This is a genomic window from Primorskyibacter marinus (assembly GCF_003313245.1).
Taxonomy (GTDB): Bacteria; Pseudomonadota; Alphaproteobacteria; order Rhodobacterales; family Rhodobacteraceae; genus Primorskyibacter; species Primorskyibacter marinus.
This window is the reverse complement of record NZ_QJSD01000011.1, coordinates 1-18,546: the sequence shown is the minus strand read 5'-3', so window position 1 is coordinate 18,546 and position 18,546 is coordinate 1. Positions and strand designations below refer to the sequence as shown.

Annotated in this window: 18 protein-coding genes and 3 pseudogenes; 12 read left to right on the top strand and 9 right to left on the bottom strand. The window is 61.4% G+C overall.

What is annotated here, in order from left to right; all coding sequences use genetic code 11:
* Positions 1-78 precede the first annotated feature (78 nt).
* From DMZ65_RS19490 to DMZ65_RS13190, 5 genes are all read right to left on the bottom strand, one after another.
* Entirely contained in the window at positions 79-252 is a 174-nt protein-coding gene (locus DMZ65_RS19490) for a hypothetical protein (RefSeq protein WP_157960627.1), read from the bottom strand.
* Positions 253-670: 418 nt separating this feature from the next.
* On the bottom strand, positions 671-2,368 hold the full coding sequence (locus DMZ65_RS13205) for a thiamine pyrophosphate-requiring protein (RefSeq protein ID WP_116599359.1): 1,698 nt from the start codon (positions 2,366-2,368) through the stop codon (positions 671-673).
* 2 nt (positions 2,369-2,370) lie between these two features.
* Complete coding sequence (locus DMZ65_RS13200) at positions 2,371-3,726, bottom strand: TRAP transporter large permease (protein ID WP_116599358.1); 1,356 nt, start codon at positions 3,724-3,726, stop codon at positions 2,371-2,373.
* Between the two features lie 10 nt (positions 3,727-3,736).
* Positions 3,737-4,237: a TRAP transporter small permease gene (locus tag DMZ65_RS13195; RefSeq protein WP_116599357.1), complete on the bottom strand. Its 501-nt coding sequence runs from the start codon at positions 4,235-4,237 to the stop codon at positions 3,737-3,739.
* 5 nt (positions 4,238-4,242) lie between these two features.
* Complete coding sequence (locus DMZ65_RS13190; RefSeq protein ID WP_116599356.1) at positions 4,243-5,280, bottom strand: TRAP transporter substrate-binding protein; 1,038 nt, start codon at positions 5,278-5,280, stop codon at positions 4,243-4,245.
* A 320-nt stretch (positions 5,281-5,600) separates the two neighbouring features.
* Between DMZ65_RS13190 and DMZ65_RS13185 the strand changes: the two genes are divergently transcribed.
* From DMZ65_RS13185 to DMZ65_RS13130, 12 genes and pseudogenes are all read left to right on the top strand, one after another.
* A complete protein-coding gene (locus DMZ65_RS13185) occupies positions 5,601-7,217 on the top strand; it encodes an alpha-glucosidase family protein (RefSeq protein ID WP_116599355.1) in 1,617 nt (538 codons plus the stop codon).
* A gap of 182 nt (positions 7,218-7,399) precedes the next feature.
* Positions 7,400-8,062, top strand: a complete 663-nt coding sequence (locus DMZ65_RS13180) for a nucleoside/nucleotide kinase family protein (RefSeq protein ID WP_116599354.1) — start codon at positions 7,400-7,402, stop codon at positions 8,060-8,062.
* A 271-nt stretch (positions 8,063-8,333) separates the two neighbouring features.
* On the top strand, positions 8,334-8,459 hold the full coding sequence (locus DMZ65_RS20040; RefSeq protein WP_269801562.1) for a hypothetical protein: 126 nt from the start codon (positions 8,334-8,336) through the stop codon (positions 8,457-8,459).
* A 167-nt stretch (positions 8,460-8,626) separates the two neighbouring features.
* Positions 8,627-11,485 (top strand): monovalent cation/H+ antiporter subunit A, encoded by a 2,859-nt coding sequence (locus DMZ65_RS13170; protein ID WP_116599437.1) that lies wholly within the window; start codon positions 8,627-8,629, stop codon positions 11,483-11,485.
* Position 11,486: 1 nt separating this feature from the next.
* Positions 11,487-11,849 carry a Na+/H+ antiporter subunit C gene (locus DMZ65_RS13165; protein WP_116599352.1) on the top strand — a complete coding sequence of 121 codons (363 nt, stop codon included), beginning with the start codon at positions 11,487-11,489 and terminating at the stop codon, positions 11,847-11,849.
* The gene (locus tag DMZ65_RS13160; protein WP_116599351.1) at positions 11,846-13,492 is read left to right on the top strand and encodes a monovalent cation/H+ antiporter subunit D; all 1,647 of its coding nucleotides are present in this window, start codon (positions 11,846-11,848) and stop codon (positions 13,490-13,492) included. Before DMZ65_RS13165 ends, DMZ65_RS13160 begins: the two co-directional genes overlap by 4 nt.
* Positions 13,493-13,495: 3 nt before the next feature.
* Positions 13,496-13,987 carry a Na+/H+ antiporter subunit E gene (locus tag DMZ65_RS13155; RefSeq protein ID WP_116599350.1) on the top strand — a complete coding sequence of 164 codons (492 nt, stop codon included), beginning with the start codon at positions 13,496-13,498 and terminating at the stop codon, positions 13,985-13,987.
* Positions 13,984-14,253, top strand: a complete 270-nt coding sequence (locus DMZ65_RS13150) for a K+/H+ antiporter subunit F (protein ID WP_116599349.1) — start codon at positions 13,984-13,986, stop codon at positions 14,251-14,253. Before DMZ65_RS13155 ends, DMZ65_RS13150 begins: the two co-directional genes overlap by 4 nt.
* 8 nt (positions 14,254-14,261) lie before the next feature.
* Positions 14,262-14,633 carry a Na+/H+ antiporter subunit G gene (locus DMZ65_RS13145; protein ID WP_198662699.1) on the top strand — a complete coding sequence of 124 codons (372 nt, stop codon included), beginning with the start codon at positions 14,262-14,264 and terminating at the stop codon, positions 14,631-14,633.
* A 69-nt stretch (positions 14,634-14,702) separates the two neighbouring features.
* Positions 14,703-14,900: pseudogene (locus tag DMZ65_RS19890) on the top strand (transposase); the annotation flags it as partial.
* 116 nt (positions 14,901-15,016) lie between these two features.
* Positions 15,017-15,448, top strand: a pseudogene (locus DMZ65_RS13135) (transposase); the annotation flags it as partial.
* A gap of 108 nt (positions 15,449-15,556) precedes the next feature.
* Positions 15,557-15,781 (top strand): annotated as a pseudogene (locus DMZ65_RS13130) (DDE-type integrase/transposase/recombinase); the annotation flags it as partial.
* A 35-nt stretch (positions 15,782-15,816) separates the two neighbouring features.
* On the opposite strand, the gene DMZ65_RS13125 reads toward DMZ65_RS13130, so the two are convergent.
* The 4 genes from DMZ65_RS13125 to tnpA are packed head-to-tail and all read right to left on the bottom strand — an operon-like array spanning position 15,817 to position 18,487.
* Positions 15,817-16,038, bottom strand: a complete 222-nt coding sequence (locus DMZ65_RS13125) for a hypothetical protein (protein WP_116599347.1) — start codon at positions 16,036-16,038, stop codon at positions 15,817-15,819.
* A gap of 2 nt (positions 16,039-16,040) precedes the next feature.
* Positions 16,041-17,672 carry an IS66 family transposase gene (gene tnpC, locus DMZ65_RS13120; RefSeq protein WP_116599435.1) on the bottom strand — a complete coding sequence of 544 codons (1,632 nt, stop codon included), beginning with the start codon at positions 17,670-17,672 and terminating at the stop codon, positions 16,041-16,043.
* 60 nt (positions 17,673-17,732) lie between these two features.
* The gene (gene tnpB / locus DMZ65_RS13115) at positions 17,733-18,083 is read right to left on the bottom strand and encodes an IS66 family insertion sequence element accessory protein TnpB (protein WP_067630184.1); all 351 of its coding nucleotides are present in this window, start codon (positions 18,081-18,083) and stop codon (positions 17,733-17,735) included.
* Positions 18,080-18,487, bottom strand: coding sequence for an IS66-like element accessory protein TnpA (gene tnpA, locus DMZ65_RS13110; RefSeq protein ID WP_116599346.1), 408 nt, complete (start codon positions 18,485-18,487; stop codon positions 18,080-18,082). Before tnpA ends, tnpB begins: the two co-directional genes overlap by 4 nt.
* Positions 18,488-18,546 lie beyond the last annotated feature (59 nt).

Here is an 18,546-nt window from a genome sequence, read left to right as displayed (position 1 = left end):
GCCTTGGCATGTGTCAGGACAAGACAGCAGTTTTCTGCGCCGCCGCCCCCCTGTGGCCGTTGGTGGTGTGTTGCACGATTATACGGAAAGAGCAAAGACCCCGGCCTCGTAGAACTGTTCGAGCGCAGTCTTGTAGGTCGCGGCGATGTCGACGAACAACTTGTCGGCATCCTTATACTCCGTCGGATGAATGTCGTCAGGCGCGGTGCGGAAATGGCAGCAGAACGGACCGGGCATCGAGAACCGGGGCACGATGCTGGTCGTCGTTCTTCACAAAGCGGAAATGGTCCAGCATCGGGCGGTCCTCGGGAAAGCCGAGCTTGCGAAGATCGTCGGGAAAATGGGTCGCAGTTTGACACCCGCTAATTGCACACCCTCTTCGCGTTCGACCAGATCGAACCCGTCGAGCATTTCCATGAAATCATAATGCCAGAGGGACCGTCGCGCCTCGTCATCGGTGACGGCTTTCGGGCCGCCCCTTCTTGCATCTTGATCAGCGCGGGGATCTCGGCCTCCTCGACCGTTTTGAGATCACCAGCCGACAGTCCGTCCCCTTGGAGGTGCTGTCGGCGAGCGGCCGTGATTGCCTGCGAACGCAGCAGGCTGCCCGTATGGTCGGCGCGGAAGGGCGGTTTCAGAGGGCTCATCTTGATCCGTTCTGGCTGGCGTTTCAGGGAAGGATGCGGATGTTCAGCAGCGCAAGGCGGCGCTCTTCGCGGATCACGCGCAGGGCATCGTCGATGGCAGAGGCGACCTCGGCGGGATCGGTGACGTCGCGCGTCCAGGCGCGGCTGGCCTGCCCGGTCAGGGTGAAATCCGGCACCGGCGACAGGCTGGTCAGCGGCATGGTGTTGGCGCGCGCTGCGTGGCCGTCGGGATAGAGCTGCGCCACCGAATGGCGCACCGCCCCCCATTCGGCGTTGTTCAGGATCACCACCAGAATCGGCAGCTCCATAGCCTCGGCGATCTGGTGGCAGACGGTGGGATTGGCGAACATGTAACTGCCATCCCCCAGCGTCGCGACGCAGGTCCGGTCAGGCGCGGCCAATTGCGCGCCAAGCGCTGCCGGAAAGGACCAGCCAAGCCCGCCGGAATGCGGTTCCTGAAACCAGTTCAGCCTTTCGCGGCAGGCCAGCGGGCCAAGCTGCGCGCCCAGTTCCGAAAAGACGCTGAAAGCCTGCCCGTGCCCGGCCAGAGCTTCGCCAAGGGCATGGCTGACCTGAGCCTTGGTGATGCTTTTGGCCGTGTCGCCCAATGCGGCGGCACGCTCTGCCGCCAACCGCGTTGCAGACGCCTCGGCCAAGGCCACTCGGCGCGTTTCGGTGTCAGGATGGTCAGGTGCGGCATCCACCGCCTGCATCAAAGCGGGCAGGATCAGCGCGGTCTCGCCCTGAATGGTGACGTCCGACGGGAACATGCGCACGGGAAAGCGGTTGAAAATCGGATCTGGCCCGATGTTGATGACCTTGGTGTCGTCGGCCAGCTTGTGTTTGTCCGGCCACCACGGCGCCAGCGAATTTATCACAAGCACCACATCGGCCTCGGCCATCGCCGCACCGGGGTCGGCGCCGATGTGACATGGATGATCGGTGGGCAGCGACAGATGCGTGGCCCACCAGGATGCGACCGCGATGCCGTGCCGTGTCACCCAGTCCCCGAAGGCGTCAAACACCGCATCCGTGCCGACACCGCGCTGCGCGATGATCAACGGGTTTCGCGCATTGGCCAGTAAGGCGGCAGCCTCGGCAATGGCGGCCGGATCGCCCGCGCCCAAAGAGGGGCGGATGGTGGCGGGGGCGGACAGCGCATCTGCGTCCACGTCCTCGCACAGCACCTCGCGCGGGAGGGACAGATAGACCGGCCCTTTGGGGGTGGAGTTGGCGATGGCAAAAGCACGATCCAGAAGGCCAGAGATCTGTTCGGGAAAGCGCAGCTCATAGTCCCATTTCGACGCTTCGCGTACCAACGCCGTCTGATCGCGCATCTCCTGCCCCCACCCGATCGGCACGGTCCGGGCACCGAAACGGTCCGCTTCCGTCACCGGTGTGCGGCCTGACATCATCAGCACGGGGATATTCTCGCAGGCCGCGTTGATCGCCCCGATAGAGCCGTTGGCGAGTCCGACATTGGTGTGCATCATCACCGCTTGCGGGCACCCCGAGACCAGGTAATAGCCATGCGCCATGCCCATTGCCGCATGTTCATGCGGGATCACCACGGCTTGCGGCAATTCCTCGCCCTGGGCCGCAGCCTCGGCCAGACCTTCGATGATCGGCGGGAAATCCGTGCCGGAATTGGCGAACACATAATCCACCCCCAGCGCCTTCAACCGCGGGAAAATCGCGCCACCTGCTGTCATGCGGGCCATGGTTATCCTCCGAGATAGGTTGGCAGCCAGAGCGTCAGCGCCGGAAAGGCCAACAGGATTGCGACGCGGACCAGCTCTGCCAGAAAGAACGGCATCACGCCGGCGAAAGTCTCGCGCATGGGCACATCCTTGGCGATGGCCGATATGACAAAGACGTTCATGCCCACAGGGGGCGTGATCAGCCCCAGCTCCACCACGATCAACGCCAGAACCCCGAACCAGACCTTGAGATCCTCGGAGGTCATGCCAAAGCCCGCCTCGGCCGCCATGACGTAATCGCCGCCGTTGATTTCCACCAGCACCGGCCAGAAGAACGGAATGGCCAGAAGGATCATCGACAGGCTGTCCATCAGCATGCCCAGAAAGATCAAGGCCACCAACAGGATCACAAGGATCGTCATTGGCGCGAGGCCGGAATTGGCCATCCATTCTGCCACCGCTTGCGGAACCCCGCCGCGCGACATGAAGATCTTGAGCATTTCCGCACCCAGCAGGATCAGGTAGATCATGCCGGTGGTTTTTGCGGTCTCCAGCAATGCGTCACGCGTCTCTTTCACCTTGATAAAACCGCGCACGGCACCGTACAGCCAGACCAGAACGCAGCCCACTGCCGCCGCGGGCGTAGGGTTGAAGAACCCGCCATAGATGCCGCCGATCACCAGACCGAAAACCAGCACGACCGGGATGACATCAATCAGGGACGAGATGAACTCTGCCCGGTCGGCCAATTCGCCCGCAGGCCCGGCATTGGGGTTGAGGCGCACATAGATGCCGATGGTCACAAGAAACAGCAGCACCGCGATGATGCCGGGGATCATCGCCGCCATGAACATGGTGACGATATTCGCCTCGACGATCACGGCATAGATGACCAGCACCACCGAGGGCGGGATCAGGATGCCAAGCACGCCGCCTGCCGCCAGCGTGCCGGTGCCAAGCGCGTCGGAATATTTGTAGCGTTTCAGCTCTGGCAGGGCGACCTGCCCCATGGTGGACGCGGTGGCAAGCGACGAGCCGCAGACCGCGCCAAACCCCGCACAGGCCGCGATGGCCGCCATCGCGACGCCGCCGCGCATCCAGCCCAGCCAGACAGAGGCGGCGCGGAACAACGCCCGGCTCAGCCCCGCCTTGGTCGAGAAATTGCCCATCAGCACGAACATCGGCACGACTGACAGATCATAGATGGAGAATTGGCCGTAGGCCAAGGTCTTGAGCTGCGAGAAGAAGATCGACGGGCCGTTCAGGATGGTCACGCCCACCCCGCCCACCAGAATCATCGAATAGGCGATCGGCATGCGCAGGCCGATCAGCAGAACGAGCACGCCGAGGCCCAGAAACCCGATCATCAATGCATCCATGTCGCCGCCTTCAGAGTTGTCGCGCCGAAGCGGCGAGTGTCATGATCGAGGCCACCGCCAGAAGCGCCAGCGAAATGAGGATCGGGATAAAGGCCAGCCAATGCGGGAATTGCAGGATCGCCGTCGTGTATTCGTAATTCTTCTGATCAAGCAGTCCGGCATACATCCGCCACAGCAGCAGCCCCGAGAATGCCAGCGCGACCACGGATGCCGCAAGCGAGAAGATCGCCAGCCAGAAAGGGCTTGCCCCGCTGGTGAAGATGTCGGCGGTCACATTCGCGCCGGACAGTTGGCAGTAAGGCAGAAAAGCAAAAGCGGCGACGCAGATGCCAACCTCTGTCATCTCGAAATCGCCGGGGAACGGCATGCCGAACTGATTGCCGATCACCGACCATGTGTTCATCAGAACGACCGCCAGCAGGACAAGACCGCCCAGCAGCGCCCAGCCCGTGATCAGACGCGAAACGAGGCCCAAAGGCCCCGTTCCCGATGCGAGGTGCATGTCAGCCATGCGGATTACATCGCATTCTGTTTGGACAGGCTACGCGCCTTTTCCACCAGATCCGCGCCGTCGATGCCCTTGGAGGTCACATCATCGACCCATTTCTGAACGACCGGTTCAAGTTGCGACATGAAGGCAGCGGTTTCCTCTTCGCTCAGCGTGACATGCTGCTTGCCGGCTTTCTCGGCCAGGCTGATGCCAAAGTCATCCGAGGCGCGCCAGTATTCGCCGACCTGTCCCCACCAGTCACGGCCCGACGCGTCGCTGAACGCCTTCTTGATGTCGTCAGGCAAACCGTTCCAGCGTTCACCGTTCATCGACACCTGAAACGTGGTCGTGCCCAGACGGGTCTTTTCATGGCCTTCGATGAAATATTCGATCTGGTTCTGAAGCTTCAGCGGCGGGATGATCTCCCATGGCAGCAGCGTGCCGTCGATCACCTTCTTGGACAGCGCCGTCGGAACCTCCGGCACCGGTGTCGCCAGCGGGGCCGCGCCCAGCGCCTCGATCACCCACGCGCCGGTGCGGGTGGGGATGCGCATCTTCATCCCCTCCAGATCGGCCGGGCTGCGGACCTCTTTGTCGACCATCATCATCGCCTGCCCGGCATGGACATGCAGCCACATGACCTCCAGACCTTTGTATTCCTCTTTCAGGTCATCTTCGAACATGTCGTACATGGCCAGATTGGTGGCGACGGGGTCATTGGTGTAAACGCCCGGAAGCTCAAACACCTCGGTGCGGGTGAACAGGCCCGGCGTGTAGCCGTTGACCGTCCAGACCAGATCCACGACGCCGTCGCGGGCCTGCTGAACCAGCTCTGGCGGCTTGCCGCCAAGCGACATCGCGGGAAAGATCTCTATCTTGACCCGACCGCCAGAGTTTTCCTCGACCTGTTTTATCCACGGCTCCAGCATCTGGGTCTGCGCCGGTGCCTTGGCCCCCAGAAAATGGTGCAGCTTGAACGTGTATTCCTGTGCAAGCGTGGCAGTTGTGCCCGCAAGACCGATCACCGTGGCCGCAATGGCCGTCGTCAGAAAATTCCGTCTCATGTTATCCTCCCTGGTCATGAAATCTCCAGCGGAACCTTAGCCTCTGCGGGTCAGTTGTCTACAGCGACCACTGGTTTGCACGTCAGCGAAACCGGCAAAACGGCGCGCCGCGCAAGCATAACGCGCAAGCGCCGCGTTTGATTATCGCATAGAGGGCCTTCGATGCGCGGGACCGGCCCTTCCTGATCGGATGCTTGTGCAAGCCGATGTCGCGCCGTTATGCGCTTCAAGGCGATCTCTGGTATCGCTAACATGGACGAATCGCGCAGCGGTGCCTGCACCGAGCGCGAGATCCTCGCGATCCACAAGGAGTTCTTTTGATGGCTGAATGGTGGCGTGGCGCAATTGTTTATCAGATCTACCCCCGCTCCTATCAGGATGCCACGGGGAACGGCATCGGTGATCTTCGCGGTATCACCTCGCGGCTGGATCACATCGCGGGGCTGGGTGCCGATGCGATCTGGCTTAGTCCGGTCTTCACCTCGCCGATGAAGGATATGGGCTATGACGTGTCGGACTATACCGACATCGACCCGTTATTCGGCAGTCTTGCGGATTTCGATGCGCTGATAGACCGCGCGCATAAGCTTGGCCTGAAGGTCATTATTGATCAGGTCATCAGCCACACGTCGGACAAGCATGACTGGTTCGCCGAAAGTCGCGCCGACCGGACCAACCCCAAGGCCGACTGGTATGTCTGGGCCGATCCGAACCCTGACGGCACCCCGCCCAACAACTGGCCGTCGGTCTTTGGCGGCCCGGCATGGGAGTGGGAACCGCGCCGCAGGCAATACTACCTGCATAATTTCCTGATCGAACAGCCGGACCTGAACATGCATATGCCCGCCGTGCAGGACGCGCTGCTGGATACGATGCGCTTTTGGCTGGAACGCGGCGTCGATGGCTTCCGCCTTGATACGGTGAACTACTATTTCCACGATCAGGAATTGCGCGACAACCCGCCCAACCCGGACGGGCATCAGGAAATGGCGACCGACACTTACGGGATGCAGCAACATATCTATTCCAAGAACCGGCCCGAAAATATCGCCTTCCTCAAGCGGTTGCGCGCGCTGACGGATGAATTTGACGCCCGCATGATGGTGGGCGAGGTCGGTGATGGCGGCCAGACGGCGATTGACATCATGGCCGATTACACGCGCGGCACCGACCGGCTGCACATGTGCTACAGCTTCGAGATGCTGGGCCCGACCTTCACCGCCGCGCATTTCCGCCGCACCATTGAAAGCTTCCAGAACGGCGCGCCGGATGGCTGGCCGTCCTGGTCGTTCTCCAACCACGATGTGCCGCGCCATGTGACCCGCTGGGCCGAACATGCGTTGGACCAGGACATGCTTGCGCGCCAGATGGCCGCCTTGCTGTTCAGTTTCGAAGGCACGATCGGCATCTATCAGGGCGAGGAACTGGGCCTGCCGCAAGCAGAGCTGGAATACAGCGAGTTGACCGACCCGCCCGGCCTGCGCTTCTGGCCCGAAAACAAGGGTCGCGACGGCTGCCGCAGCCCGATGGTCTGGGACGCAGAGGCCACCAATGGCGGATTTTCGACCGCCAAGCCATGGCTGCCGGTCAAGGAACCGCATCAGACCCGCGCGGTCAGTGCGCAAGAGGCGCAGAACGACAGCGTGCTGCACGTCTATCGACAGATCATCGCATGGCGCAAGGCCAACCCGGCCTTGGCAGTCGGCAAGACCCGGTTCATCGATCTGCCCGAACCGATCCTTGCCTTCACACGAGAGGCTGAGGAACAGGTGCTGACCTGCATTTTCAACCTTTCGCCAGAGCCGCACAGGCTGGAGATCGGCGCGACTGAACTCGTCGGTCCCTCAACCGCCACGCTTGACGGCACGTCGCTGAACCTTCCGCCGAACGCGTATGCTTGGCTGGAGGGCGCGCCCGATCTTTCCCCAACGCCCTGACCCCACCGGTCCTGATTGCGGTGTCTCTGCACCATTGCGGGGCGCGACAAGCAGATAATACCGGCAAGGGACCAAGGCCGCCGGCCCCTCTGCCCCGCGCCAGACACGGATCCGCTTGCGACCCGCAGGTGATGCGCCCATGCTGCGCCAACCCATTGCAATCCGCCCACCGGAGGCCCGTCATGCCGCAGACAATCACCATCGACGCGCTGTGCGAAAAACTGCGCGCGCAGCCCGGCACCGAAAGATACCTGACCGCGATCGCGGGCGCGCCGGGATCAGGCAAGTCGACTTTGGCTGATAAGCTGGTCGAGGCGTTGAATGCCGCGACGCCGGGAAGCGCCGCCGTTCTGCCGATGGATGGGTATCACTATGATGATACGGTTCTGAATGCCCGCGGCTGGCGTGCGCGAAAAGGCGCGCCGCACACATTCGATGTGGCGGGGTTTGCGCATATGCTGTCGCGGATGCGGGCGAATTGCGATCCGGAAATCGCCGTACCGGTCTTTGACCGCTCTATCGAGATCGCCCGCGCGGGTGCCCGGCTGATCCCGCAATCGGTGCGCCACGTCATCGCTGAGGGAAATTATCTTCTCTTGAACCAAGCGCCATGGGGCGAGCTGGCCGCGCAGTTTGACCTGACCGTCTTTCTGGAAGTGCCCTTTGCAGAGCTGGAAAGACGGCTGGCAGAACGCTGGGATACGCTGCAAGGGGTCGAGCTGATTACGAAAATGGAAGGCAATGATCTGCCCAATGCGCGGACAGTGATCCGCGAAAGCAGGCGCGCCGATCTGGTGGTGGAACATTTTGACGCGCAAGACCGTTCGCAATCTCCGTCTGGCTGAATGCCCTATGACACGGCGTTCGGGCATCAATGGCGCGGTTTCAACTGCTTGACGCCGTATCCGTTGGCGTGTTGCATTGCGGATGGACAGGAAAGTGGGTGAAAAGGACTAATGCGGTTCACGTTCTTGGAACTTGGGGGCGTGGGGGCTCACCGGCTGCCAACGGGGTAGCGGATTTGCGACCGGCTTCAAATTGTCGCTGTTTCGCAAGGAGGTGGACATTGCCTGCGCGTTAGCCGCAGAAAAGGGTCTTGCGCCAAAGGTGTCGTTGTTGAACAAGCGCATGGGACGCGGCGCGGAAACGGCGCTTGGGCCACAAGAGCGGGCAACCGCTATGGTTCGCCACACCTACGCCAAAAGCGCCGGAAATGCGGCGATGCTGGCACAGAACACTTAGAGGGGCGCGCAGCGGACCTCGACCCAGACCGGGCAGCAGAGGTTGCCATGAAATTTCCCGGAAACATCCGGGCCAGAATCGAACCGGCATCGGTATGAAACCGGGCAGGTGAGCTTCGGGAAAGACGACACAGAACTGAAAGGACAGGCTGAATGGACACCGGCGGCATTTTTCTTCCCATCATTGCCGCCTTGCCATTTGTCGGAGCCCTGATACCGGGCGTGATGATCCATGCGGGACGCACGGCCTGCGCCACTTACACATTCATGGCCAGCGCGCTGGCTTTCATCCTGCTGATGCTGTCGGCCCCCGCGGTAATGCGCGGCGAGGTTCTGCAATTCCAGCTCGAATGGCTGCCGATGCTGGGGCTGAACGTCAATTTCATGCTCGACGGGCTGGGCCTGCTCTTTGCCGGATTGATCCTTGGCATCGGGATGCTGATCATCCTCTATGCCCGGTTCTACCTGAGCCGCGAAGACCCGATGGGGCAGTTCTACACCTACCTGCTGCTTTTTCAGGGCGCGATGGTCGGGATTGTTCTGTCCGACAACATCTTGCTTTTGCTGGTTTTCTGGGAACTGACCTCGCTATCGTCTTTTCTGTTGATCGGCTATTGGAAGCATCTGCCCGAGGGCCGTCAGGGCGCACGCATGGCGCTGACCGTCACCGGGCTTGGCGGGCTGGCGATGATTGCGGGCATGCTGATCCTTGGCCAGATCGTCGGCAGCTTCGATCTGTCGGTGATCCTGCAAAACAAGGAGCTGATTCAAGCCAGCCCCTACTACCTGCCCGCGCTGATCCTGATCCTGATCGGCTGTTTCACCAAATCGGCTCAGTTCCCGTTTCACTTCTGGCTGCCGCATGCGATGGCCGCACCGACGCCCGTTTCGGCCTATCTGCATTCCGCCACGATGGTGAAGGCGGGCCTGTTCCTGATGGCGCGGATGTGGCCGGTTCTGTCGGGCACGCCGGAATGGTTCTATATCGTCGCCACCACCGGCCTGATAACCATGGTGCTGGGCGCGGTGATCGCGCTGTTCAAGGATGATCTCAAGGCGCTTCTGGCGTTCTCGACGGTCAGTCATCTTGGCCTGATCACCATGCTTCTGGGGTTCGGCACAGAGGCTGCCGCATTGATCGCCGTGTTCCACATCATCAACCATGCCACGTTCAAGGCGTCGCTGTTCATGTGCGCGGGTATCGTCGATCACGAGGCCCATACGCGCGACATCAAGCGTCTGGGCGGGCTGCGGCATCTGATGCCTGTGACCTTTGTCATCGTGACCATCGCGGCGCTGTCGATGGCCGGCATCCCGCCGCTCAACGGCTTCCTGTCCAAGGAAATGATGCTGGAGGAGGCCGCACATACCGCATGGCTGAACAACCCGTGGATCCTGCCCGCACTTGCGACCTTCGGCGCGGTATTCTCTGTCGCCTATTCGCTGCGGCTGATCGTGCATGTCTTCCTTGGTCCCAAACGCGACGACTATCCCGCGAAGCCGCATGATCCGGGCTTCGGCATGTGGGCCGCCCCTGCCCTGCTGGTGGTTCTGGTCGTCCTTATCGGTCTGATGCCGAACCTGATCGCCGGTCCGCTGGTCGATGTGACGGCAGCGGCGGTGACGGGGGGGCATCCTCACGCGCATATCGCGCATTGGCATGGGCTGGTTCCGGCCTTCTGGATGTCGGTGATTGCGGTCGCTGCCGGGGCGCTGCTGCTGTCACAGCACCGGCTTCTGGCGCGCGGCTGGAATGCCGCCCCGCGCCCCGAGGCGAAAGTGATCTTCGACGCCATCACACGCGCGGCGACACTGGGGTCGCATTGGCTGACCGACGCGCTGCATAACGGGTCGATCACCCGCTACGGGGCGATCTTCGCCGCCGCCATCACCGCAGCCGGTGTCTTCGCCTGGGTCGAAAGCCCGATTGGGCCGACAACCCGCGACGCGCTGCCGATCAATCCGATCATGGCGATTGGCTGGGTGCTTTTGGTGATTTCCACCGGATGTATCATCGCGTTCCACCGCAACCGCATCCTGGCGCTGGTCCTGCTGGGTGTGATCGGTCTGGCCGTATCAATGGCCTTTGTCTTCTTCTCGGCACCCGATCTTGCCCTGACGCAGATCTCTGTCGAGGTTGTCACGATCATTCTGCTGCTGCTGGCACTGAACTTCCTGCCCCGGCGCACGCCTGTCGAAAGCGGTGCACCCCGTCGTATCCGGGACGCCGTTATTGCAGGCGGCACCGGTCTGGCGGTGTCGGTGCTGACCTATGCCATCCTGATGCGGGACTTCGCGGCGGAAAGCATCTCTGCCTTCCATCTTGCCAACTCCTACAAGGGCGGCGGCGGCACGAATGTGGTCAACGTGATCCTGGTTGATTTCCGTGGCTTCGATACATTCGGCGAGATCATCGTTCTGGGCATCGCCGCGCTGGTCATCTACGCCCTGACCATGGGCGTGCTGCGTGGTCCCGGTGGGCGCTGGCTGGTCAACTGGGGCCCTGACGAAGACGAGGCGGGCGACCGCCACCCCCTGATGATGGTGGTCATCACCCGGATGATCATGCCGATTGCGATCATGGTCGGGGCCTATATCTTCCTGCGGGGCCACAACGCGCCCGGCGGCGGGTTCATCGCGGGGCTGATCGTCGCCATCGCGCTGTTGATGCAGTACATGGCATCCGGGTTCGCCTGGGCCGAGGAACGCCAGCGCTTTCACTATCATGCCGTCATTGCGGCGGGTGTGATGCTCGCGGCGCTCACCGGCATGGGCTCATGGCTGGCAGGTCGGCAGTTCCTGAGTTCGTCCTACGGCTATATTCATATCCCGCCAATAGAAGAGTTCGAATGGGCAACCGCCATGGCCTTTGACACCGGTGTGTTCCTGACCGTTGTGGGTGCCGTCATGCTGGCGCTGCACAGCCTGTCAAGCATGTCCCGCCGCACTGGCGAGCAGGTCAACATCTTCCCGATGGACGTGAATCCGGGCCGCGAAACCCCGCCCGCCGACGAAAAGGAGTCCTGAGATGGAGCTTCTCATGGCCAGTGCAATCGGCGTCCTGACCGCCGGCGGCCTATATCTCGTGCTGCGGCTGCGCAGCTTTCCGGTGATCCTTGGCGTCTCCTTGCTGTCCTATGCGGTGAACCTGTTCCTGTTCTCGTCCGGCAGGCTGATGGTCAACATGCCGCCGGTCCTGACCGATGACGCGACAGGCTATACCGATCCGCTGCCACAGGCGCTGGTTCTGACCGCCATCGTGATTTCGTTCGGGATGTCGGCGGTGGTGGTGATGCTGGCGCTTGGTGCCTACCTGTCCTCGCGCACTGACGCGGTTGACATAGACGACCCCGATCCCGTCCCCGAAGCAGAGCCGGGAGCCGTCGAATGACCCATTGGATCATCGCCCCCATCATTCTGCCAGCAGTTCTGGCAGCCATTATCGTGATGTCGATGCGCCACCATGTGCGGCTGCAAAGGATCTTCAGCATTGCGGGGCTAAGCGCAGTGATTGCCATCACTGCCGGGCTGGCGGTCCAGGCCTCCAGCGGCACGATAGAGGTCTACGACCTTGGCAATTGGCCCGCGCCTTTCGGCATCGTTCTGGTGCTGGACCGGCTGTCAGCGTTGATGATCCTGTTGACGGCAGTGCTGGCCCTTGTGGTCACGCTTTACGCAGCGGGTACTGACTGGGACAGGCGAGGCAACCACTTCCACGCGCTCATGCAGTTTCAGGTCATGGGCATCATGGGGGCCTTTCTGACCGGAGACATCTTCAACCTGTTCGTGTTCTTCGAGGTTCTTCTGATCGCCTCTTACGGGCTGATGATCCATGCGGGCGGCACCCGGCGTCTGCGCGCGGGCCTGCAATATGTGGTGTTCAACCTGCTGGGCTCCACCCTGTTTCTGTTTGCGCTGGGGACGATCTACGCCACCACCGGCACGCTCAACATGGCCGATCTGGCCGTGCGCGTCGCAGAGATCCCGGACTCCGACATTGCGCTGATCCGCATCGGAGCCGTGCTTTTGCTGACCGTCTTTGCGATCAAGGCAGCCCTTCTGCCGCTGCATTTCTGGCTGCCCGAAACCTATGCCGAGGCCCCTGCCCCGGTGACCGCGCTTTTTGCGGTGATGACCAAGGTGGGCGCTTATTCGATCCTGCGGGTCTATACGCTGATCTTCGGGCCGGACCTGCACGCGACGGCGGATGTGGTGACACCGCTGCTGATGGGGGCGGCCCTGATCACGATCATCATCGGGATGATCGGTGTCGTGGGAACCAACAGGTTGGGACGGCTGGCCGCGTTTTCGGTGATCGCGTCGATGGGCACGGTCTTTGTGGCCATGTCCTCCTTCACGCCTGAAACCACCTCCGCGACGTTGTATTACATCCTGCATTCGACGCTGGCGACCGCGCTACTGTTCCTGACCGTGGACATGGTGCGGGAACGGCGTCAGGGCAGTTCCGACGGCTACGCCACCCTGCCCGCATTTCACCAGCAAGGGCTGATCGCGGCCCTCTTTTTTGCTGCGGCCATCGCCATGGTCGGTATGCCGCCCCTGTCTGGCTTCGTCGGCAAACTGCTGATCCTCAAGGCAGTCTGGCCGCTGCCGGGCGCTGCCGCAATCTGGGCCGTGATCCTGATCACCTCGCTTTTGGCGATCGTGGGCTTTGCACAGGGCGGCAGCGCGGTCTTCTGGAAGACCCGTCCTGCGGAAGAAGGCCCATCCGACGAAAATGCCCCCCTAGAGACACCCCCCGCACCGAAGCAGGGCCTGGCCTTTACCGCAGCCTTTTCCTTGCTTGCCGGCATCATCCTGCTGACCGTCTTTGCCGGACCGATGATGGGCTACCTGAATGCCACCTCCGCGCAGCTTTACGAACGGCAAGGCTATATCTCGGCAGTGCTGACAGGACCGGACCGGATCGGCGGCGACAAGGGCGACAAGGGCCACGAGGCTGACGCCTATGGCGACACGGATGGGCACGGCAAAGCGGCCACCGACGCGCCCGTCGCTGAAAAGGAGCACTAGGCCATGTTGCGCAAACTCCTGCCCCACCCGCTGTTGACGCTGACCCTGATCGTGGTCTGGCAGATGCTGGTCAACAAGCTGACACCGGGCAATCTGTTGCTGGGGCTGATCCTTGGCCTGACAATCCCCTTCATGACAGCCGCGTATTGGCCGAACCGCGCCCGGCTGCGCAACCCCGTCGGGATCGTGGCATATATCTGCATCGTGATCTGGGACATCATCATCGCCAATATCGAGGTCGCCTATATCATCCTGTTCAAATCCAACGCCAACACCCACCCCGCCTGGATCACCATCCCGCTGGAATTGCGCACACCCGAGGCGATTACCGTCCTCGCCGGCACAATCACCCTGACACCGGGCACCGTATCCAGCGATCTGTCCGGTGATGGTAGAGCTTTGTTGGTCCATTGCCTTGATGCACCCGACCCTGACGCCGTGCGGGACCAGATCAAGGACCGTTACGAACGCCGCCTGAAGGAGATTTTCGAATGATCGAATATGCCCTGCTTTTCGCGCTGGCCTGCTATGGTGCGGCGCTGTTGATGAATATCTACCGCATCGTCATCGCCCCCGGCGTCGGCGACCGGGTCCTGGCGCTGGATACGCTGGTGATCAATGCCATCGCCCTGTTGACCCTGTTCGGCATCCATCAAAGCACGACCATGTATTTCGAGGCCGCTCTGATCATCGCAATGACCGGCTTTGTTTCCACCGTTTCCTACACGCGCTTCATGCTGCGTGGCGACATTATCGAGTGAGGCTGGACATGATCGTAGAAATTCTCATTTCCGCCGGGCTGGTGATCAGCGGTATCTTTGGCATTGTCGGGTCTTTCGGCCTGATCAAACTGCCAGACCCGATGATGCGCCTGCACGCGCCCACCAAGGCAACCACGCTGGGCGTCGGCGGCGCGCTGATTGCGTCGATGCTTTATTTCGGACTGGTCGAGGGGCATCTGTCCTTCCATGAGCTGATGATCACGGTGTTCCTCTTCCTGACCGCCCCCGTGACCGGACACTTCATCGCCAAGACCCATATTCACCGAAACGAAACGCCCGGCACCCTTCCCCCCACTGGCACATCGCGCCCCTGGGCAAGCTTCGACCATCCCGAGAACGAACCGGCCGCCAAGAGCTGACAGCCCTAGGCCGTTTTGACACAGGGGATTTCCACCGGGCGCTGATCGTGAGTCAAGCTGGTATCTGCAATGGAGACCAGCTTGGCACAAGACCTTATGCCGGACGAGGAATGGAGGTTCCTTAAAAGCGTCATCCAGGCTGCCCGTGCGCCGAATGGGCTCAAACCCACCTCCCACCGCTTTGTTCCTGAAGGAATTTTCCGGACTTCCTGCACCGAAGCCCCGTGGTGTAACTTGCCCGAAGAGTTCGGTAGATGGTCAAGCGTCGGCGCTGGACGCTTGCGGGACAACAAACGCGCGAAAGTTGGTGATGCCCTGAGGAGCGGCATATCATGGCGGTGTTCAGACGCCGCCAATTCTCTGCCGAGAAAGGGATATGCCACATGTCTGAGAATACCATCACCCAGTTGCCAGATCCATCGAGATTTGGCTCCGACCCGTTCACTGACGTCCTCCGCGGCGGGACGCGCAAACTGATTGAACAGGCGATCCACGCGGGACTGGCCGCGCTGATGGCCGCCGTTTCGGGGGAGTAGCTTGAAGATTTATGGGCGCGACTGGTCCGTCATGGTCACTTGCCGGAACGCGAGGTGATGAGCGGAATCGGCCCGGTGCCAGTGAAGGTGCCGCGTGTCCGTCATCGAAAGCGTGGCGCGGACAGGATCAACTTCACGCCCAGCATCCTGCCGCGCTACCTGTGCAAGGCGAAATCGGTCGAGGAACTGCTGCCGTGACTTTACCTCAAAGGCGTGTCTACGGGCGATTTCATCGAGGCCCTGGAGGCGCTGCCGGGTCCGAACGCCAAGGGCCTGTCACGCGGTTTAACCGCATGCCCGAAATCATCGAAGAGGTTGAGTTCCGCGACAGCCTCCGCCACCTTCAAACCGCCGCTTGATCACGCGTCACCAACTTCTGCGCATATCTCTGTGGCAAATGCCGAGATCAGCGGTTCGGACGTGCGTGACCTGCTGCTGGAGACAGTCGAAAAACGATTTGGCAGCGACCGTGCGCCCGTGGTGATCGAGGTTTTGTTCGACAACGGCAGTTCCTATACGGCGAAGGAAACGCGCATCTTTGCTCGTCAGCTTGGCCTGAAACCTTGCTTCACGCCGGTAGCTAGCCCGCAATCCAATGGCATGTCGGAAGCCTCGTGAGTAAGCATCCGGCGTAGGCCACAGGTAGGTCATCGCTCGCGATCACGGTCCATTTCGATGAGCTCTTGCAGGTTTTCGATCCCGAATGGAGTGAATGCGATGACACCGTCGTCGCTGGGACCGTAGACCCAGATTATACCATCTTCGGTTTCCATACCGGTGGCGAGATCAAAGATCTGATTGACGGTTTCGCCCAGTTCGACAGCGACGCGGTCGATTGTCTTGACGGAATACACCTTGTTCAGCTGCATGGTTACGCTGCTTGTGTAAGGGATAGAGCTTTCCAGTTCCAAGGCAGAAGTTCATGCACGCGCGAGACGGGCAAGTCGGGCAGCCGGGCGAGAACATCGGCGAGCCAGGCCTGCGGATCGATGTCGTTCATTTTGGCGGTGACGATAAGGGTATACATGGCGGCAGCCCGTTCACCGCCGCGCTCTGAGCCTGCGAAGAGCCACGACTTTCTGCCCAGTGCCACGCCACGTAAAGCGCGTTCGGCCGCATTATTCGTCAGACAGATATGCCCGTCATCGAGGAATGCCGTGAAGGCCTGCCAACGGCCATGCTTCTCAAACATGTAGTTGATCGCCTTGGCCACCTTGTTGTGTCTGGACAGTTTCGCACGCTCGTCCTGCAGCCAGTCGTGGAGGCCGTTCACCAGGGGACGGGACAGGTTCTGGCGGGCGACGAGCCGGGCATCAGCATCCAGCCCATTGATCTCGCGCTCGATGTCGAAGATGGCATCGATCCGTTTCACCGCTTCCAGTGCGACCGGCGAGATCTGATGGGCGGGTTTGCCCTTGCGGACGTTGCCCGCAATGTCGGCCAGTTCGAAGAACTTCCGGCGGGCATGTGACCAACACAACGCACTGGTCACGGGCCCCGCGTCGCGGTCTTCGCGATAGAGATCGTTGTATCCACCATAGGCGTCCGCTTGCAGCACACCTTGCCATCCGGCCAGATGCTGATTGGGATTGGTTGCGCCGCGATCTCGAGAGAAGCGGAAGAACGCCGCTGGTGGGGCGCCACCATTCCATGGCCGATCATCACGCACATAGGTCCAGAGCCGGGCCTTTTTTGCACCGCCCCGCGCCAGAAGCGGCACGGTGGTATCATCGCCATGCAGGCGGTGAGCGGCACGCACATGGCTTTCGATCAGGGCATGGATCGGCTGCAAGGCAACAGTCGCGTGCCCGACCAGGTCCGCCAGGGTGGACAGGCTCAGCTCTACACCTTCACGGGCGAACCGCTCGGCCTGCCGGTTCAACGGCTGGTGCTGACCATATTTCTCGAAGATTAGCATTGCGATCAAGCTGGGCCCGGCCCATCCGCGCGGAATCGCATGGAAGGGCGCCGGCGGCTGACTGATCCTTTCGCAAGACCGGCAGGTGAACTTCTCACGCACGGTCTGTATGACCTTCCACTGTCGCGGGATCACCTCCAGTGTCTCGGTGACATCTTCGCCCATCTTCACGATCCGGTCCGAGCCACAGCAAGTGCAGGCGGCCGGTGCCTCAACAACAACTCGCTCGCGCGGCAGGTGATCGGGGAACGGCTTGCGCACGGGATGGCGGCGCGTGAAGGCGCGCACCGTGCTGGCTTTCTCGCTTGCTTGATCTGCGGCTAAGGCATCCTCGGTGGCCGCCGCTTCCATCTCTTCAAGCTGCAGTTCCAGTTGATCGATCAGCCGGGCGCGTCGTTCTGACGAGATACCGTATTTGTCACGGCGCAGTTTGGCGATCTCGAGCTTGAGCTCTTGGATCATCGCCTCGGAGCAGGAGACAACCGCGCGGGCCTGCGCCAGCTCGCTTTCCGCAACATCTGCACGGGCCTCTGCGGCGGCCAGGGCAGCGCGTAATTTGGCGAGTTCAGAGGCGGCATTAGACATGACCAATATTTACCAGCCGAAGCCGCGAAGCACCAATAAAAACAGGCTGGCTGGCGCAAATTAACCAGCCTTTGCAGGGCGTTGTGTCCAGCGTGGGTTACGCCAGTCGATGCCCTCCAGAAGATAACCCAACTGCGCCGCCGATATCTGTACCGCTTCGCCCGACCGGCTCACGGGCCAGATGAACTTGCCTGCCTCCAGGCGCTTTAGATAAAGCGACATGCCCACGCCATCATGCCACAGGATCTTGACGAGGTCGCCCTTACGACCTCGGAAGCAAAATATCTCACCCGCATGGGGATCACGGCCGAGCCCTTCTTGCACCTGTAGCGCCAGCGTGTTCATGCCCCGCCGCATATCGGTGACGCCGCCTGCGATCCACACCTTCACGCCCGCCGGAAACGCGATCATTGCCGATCCACCACTGCCAGAAGCCGAGCAAGCGCTTCGGACTCCACGCCGATGGGCACGATGAGACGACGCCCATTCGGAAGGGCTACCTCAACCCGACAGTCCGGAGGTGGACTGGCATCGATTGGATTTGCCTGCGACGCGGAAACTTCCTTCGGCACAGTCACCGGCGCGAACGATACAGAGCCAGAAGACCCAAGCTCACCGTTTCGATACTGCCGCCGCCAAGTCGTCAAAAGCGACCGGCCAATGCCGTGTCGCCGCGCCGTGGCTGTCACCTGACGGTGGCCAATAAAGCTTTCTTCCACAATGCGCAGTTTGTCATCATCCGACCAATGCCGGCGGCGTTCACCATCGGCAGCAGACAGAACTTCGATTTGAGGGCGGTTGATAAAGTCGGACATAAGGTCGGACTTACCATCAGATTGAGCCTGAGATCAGACGGCCGTCGCCGGAGGTTTAC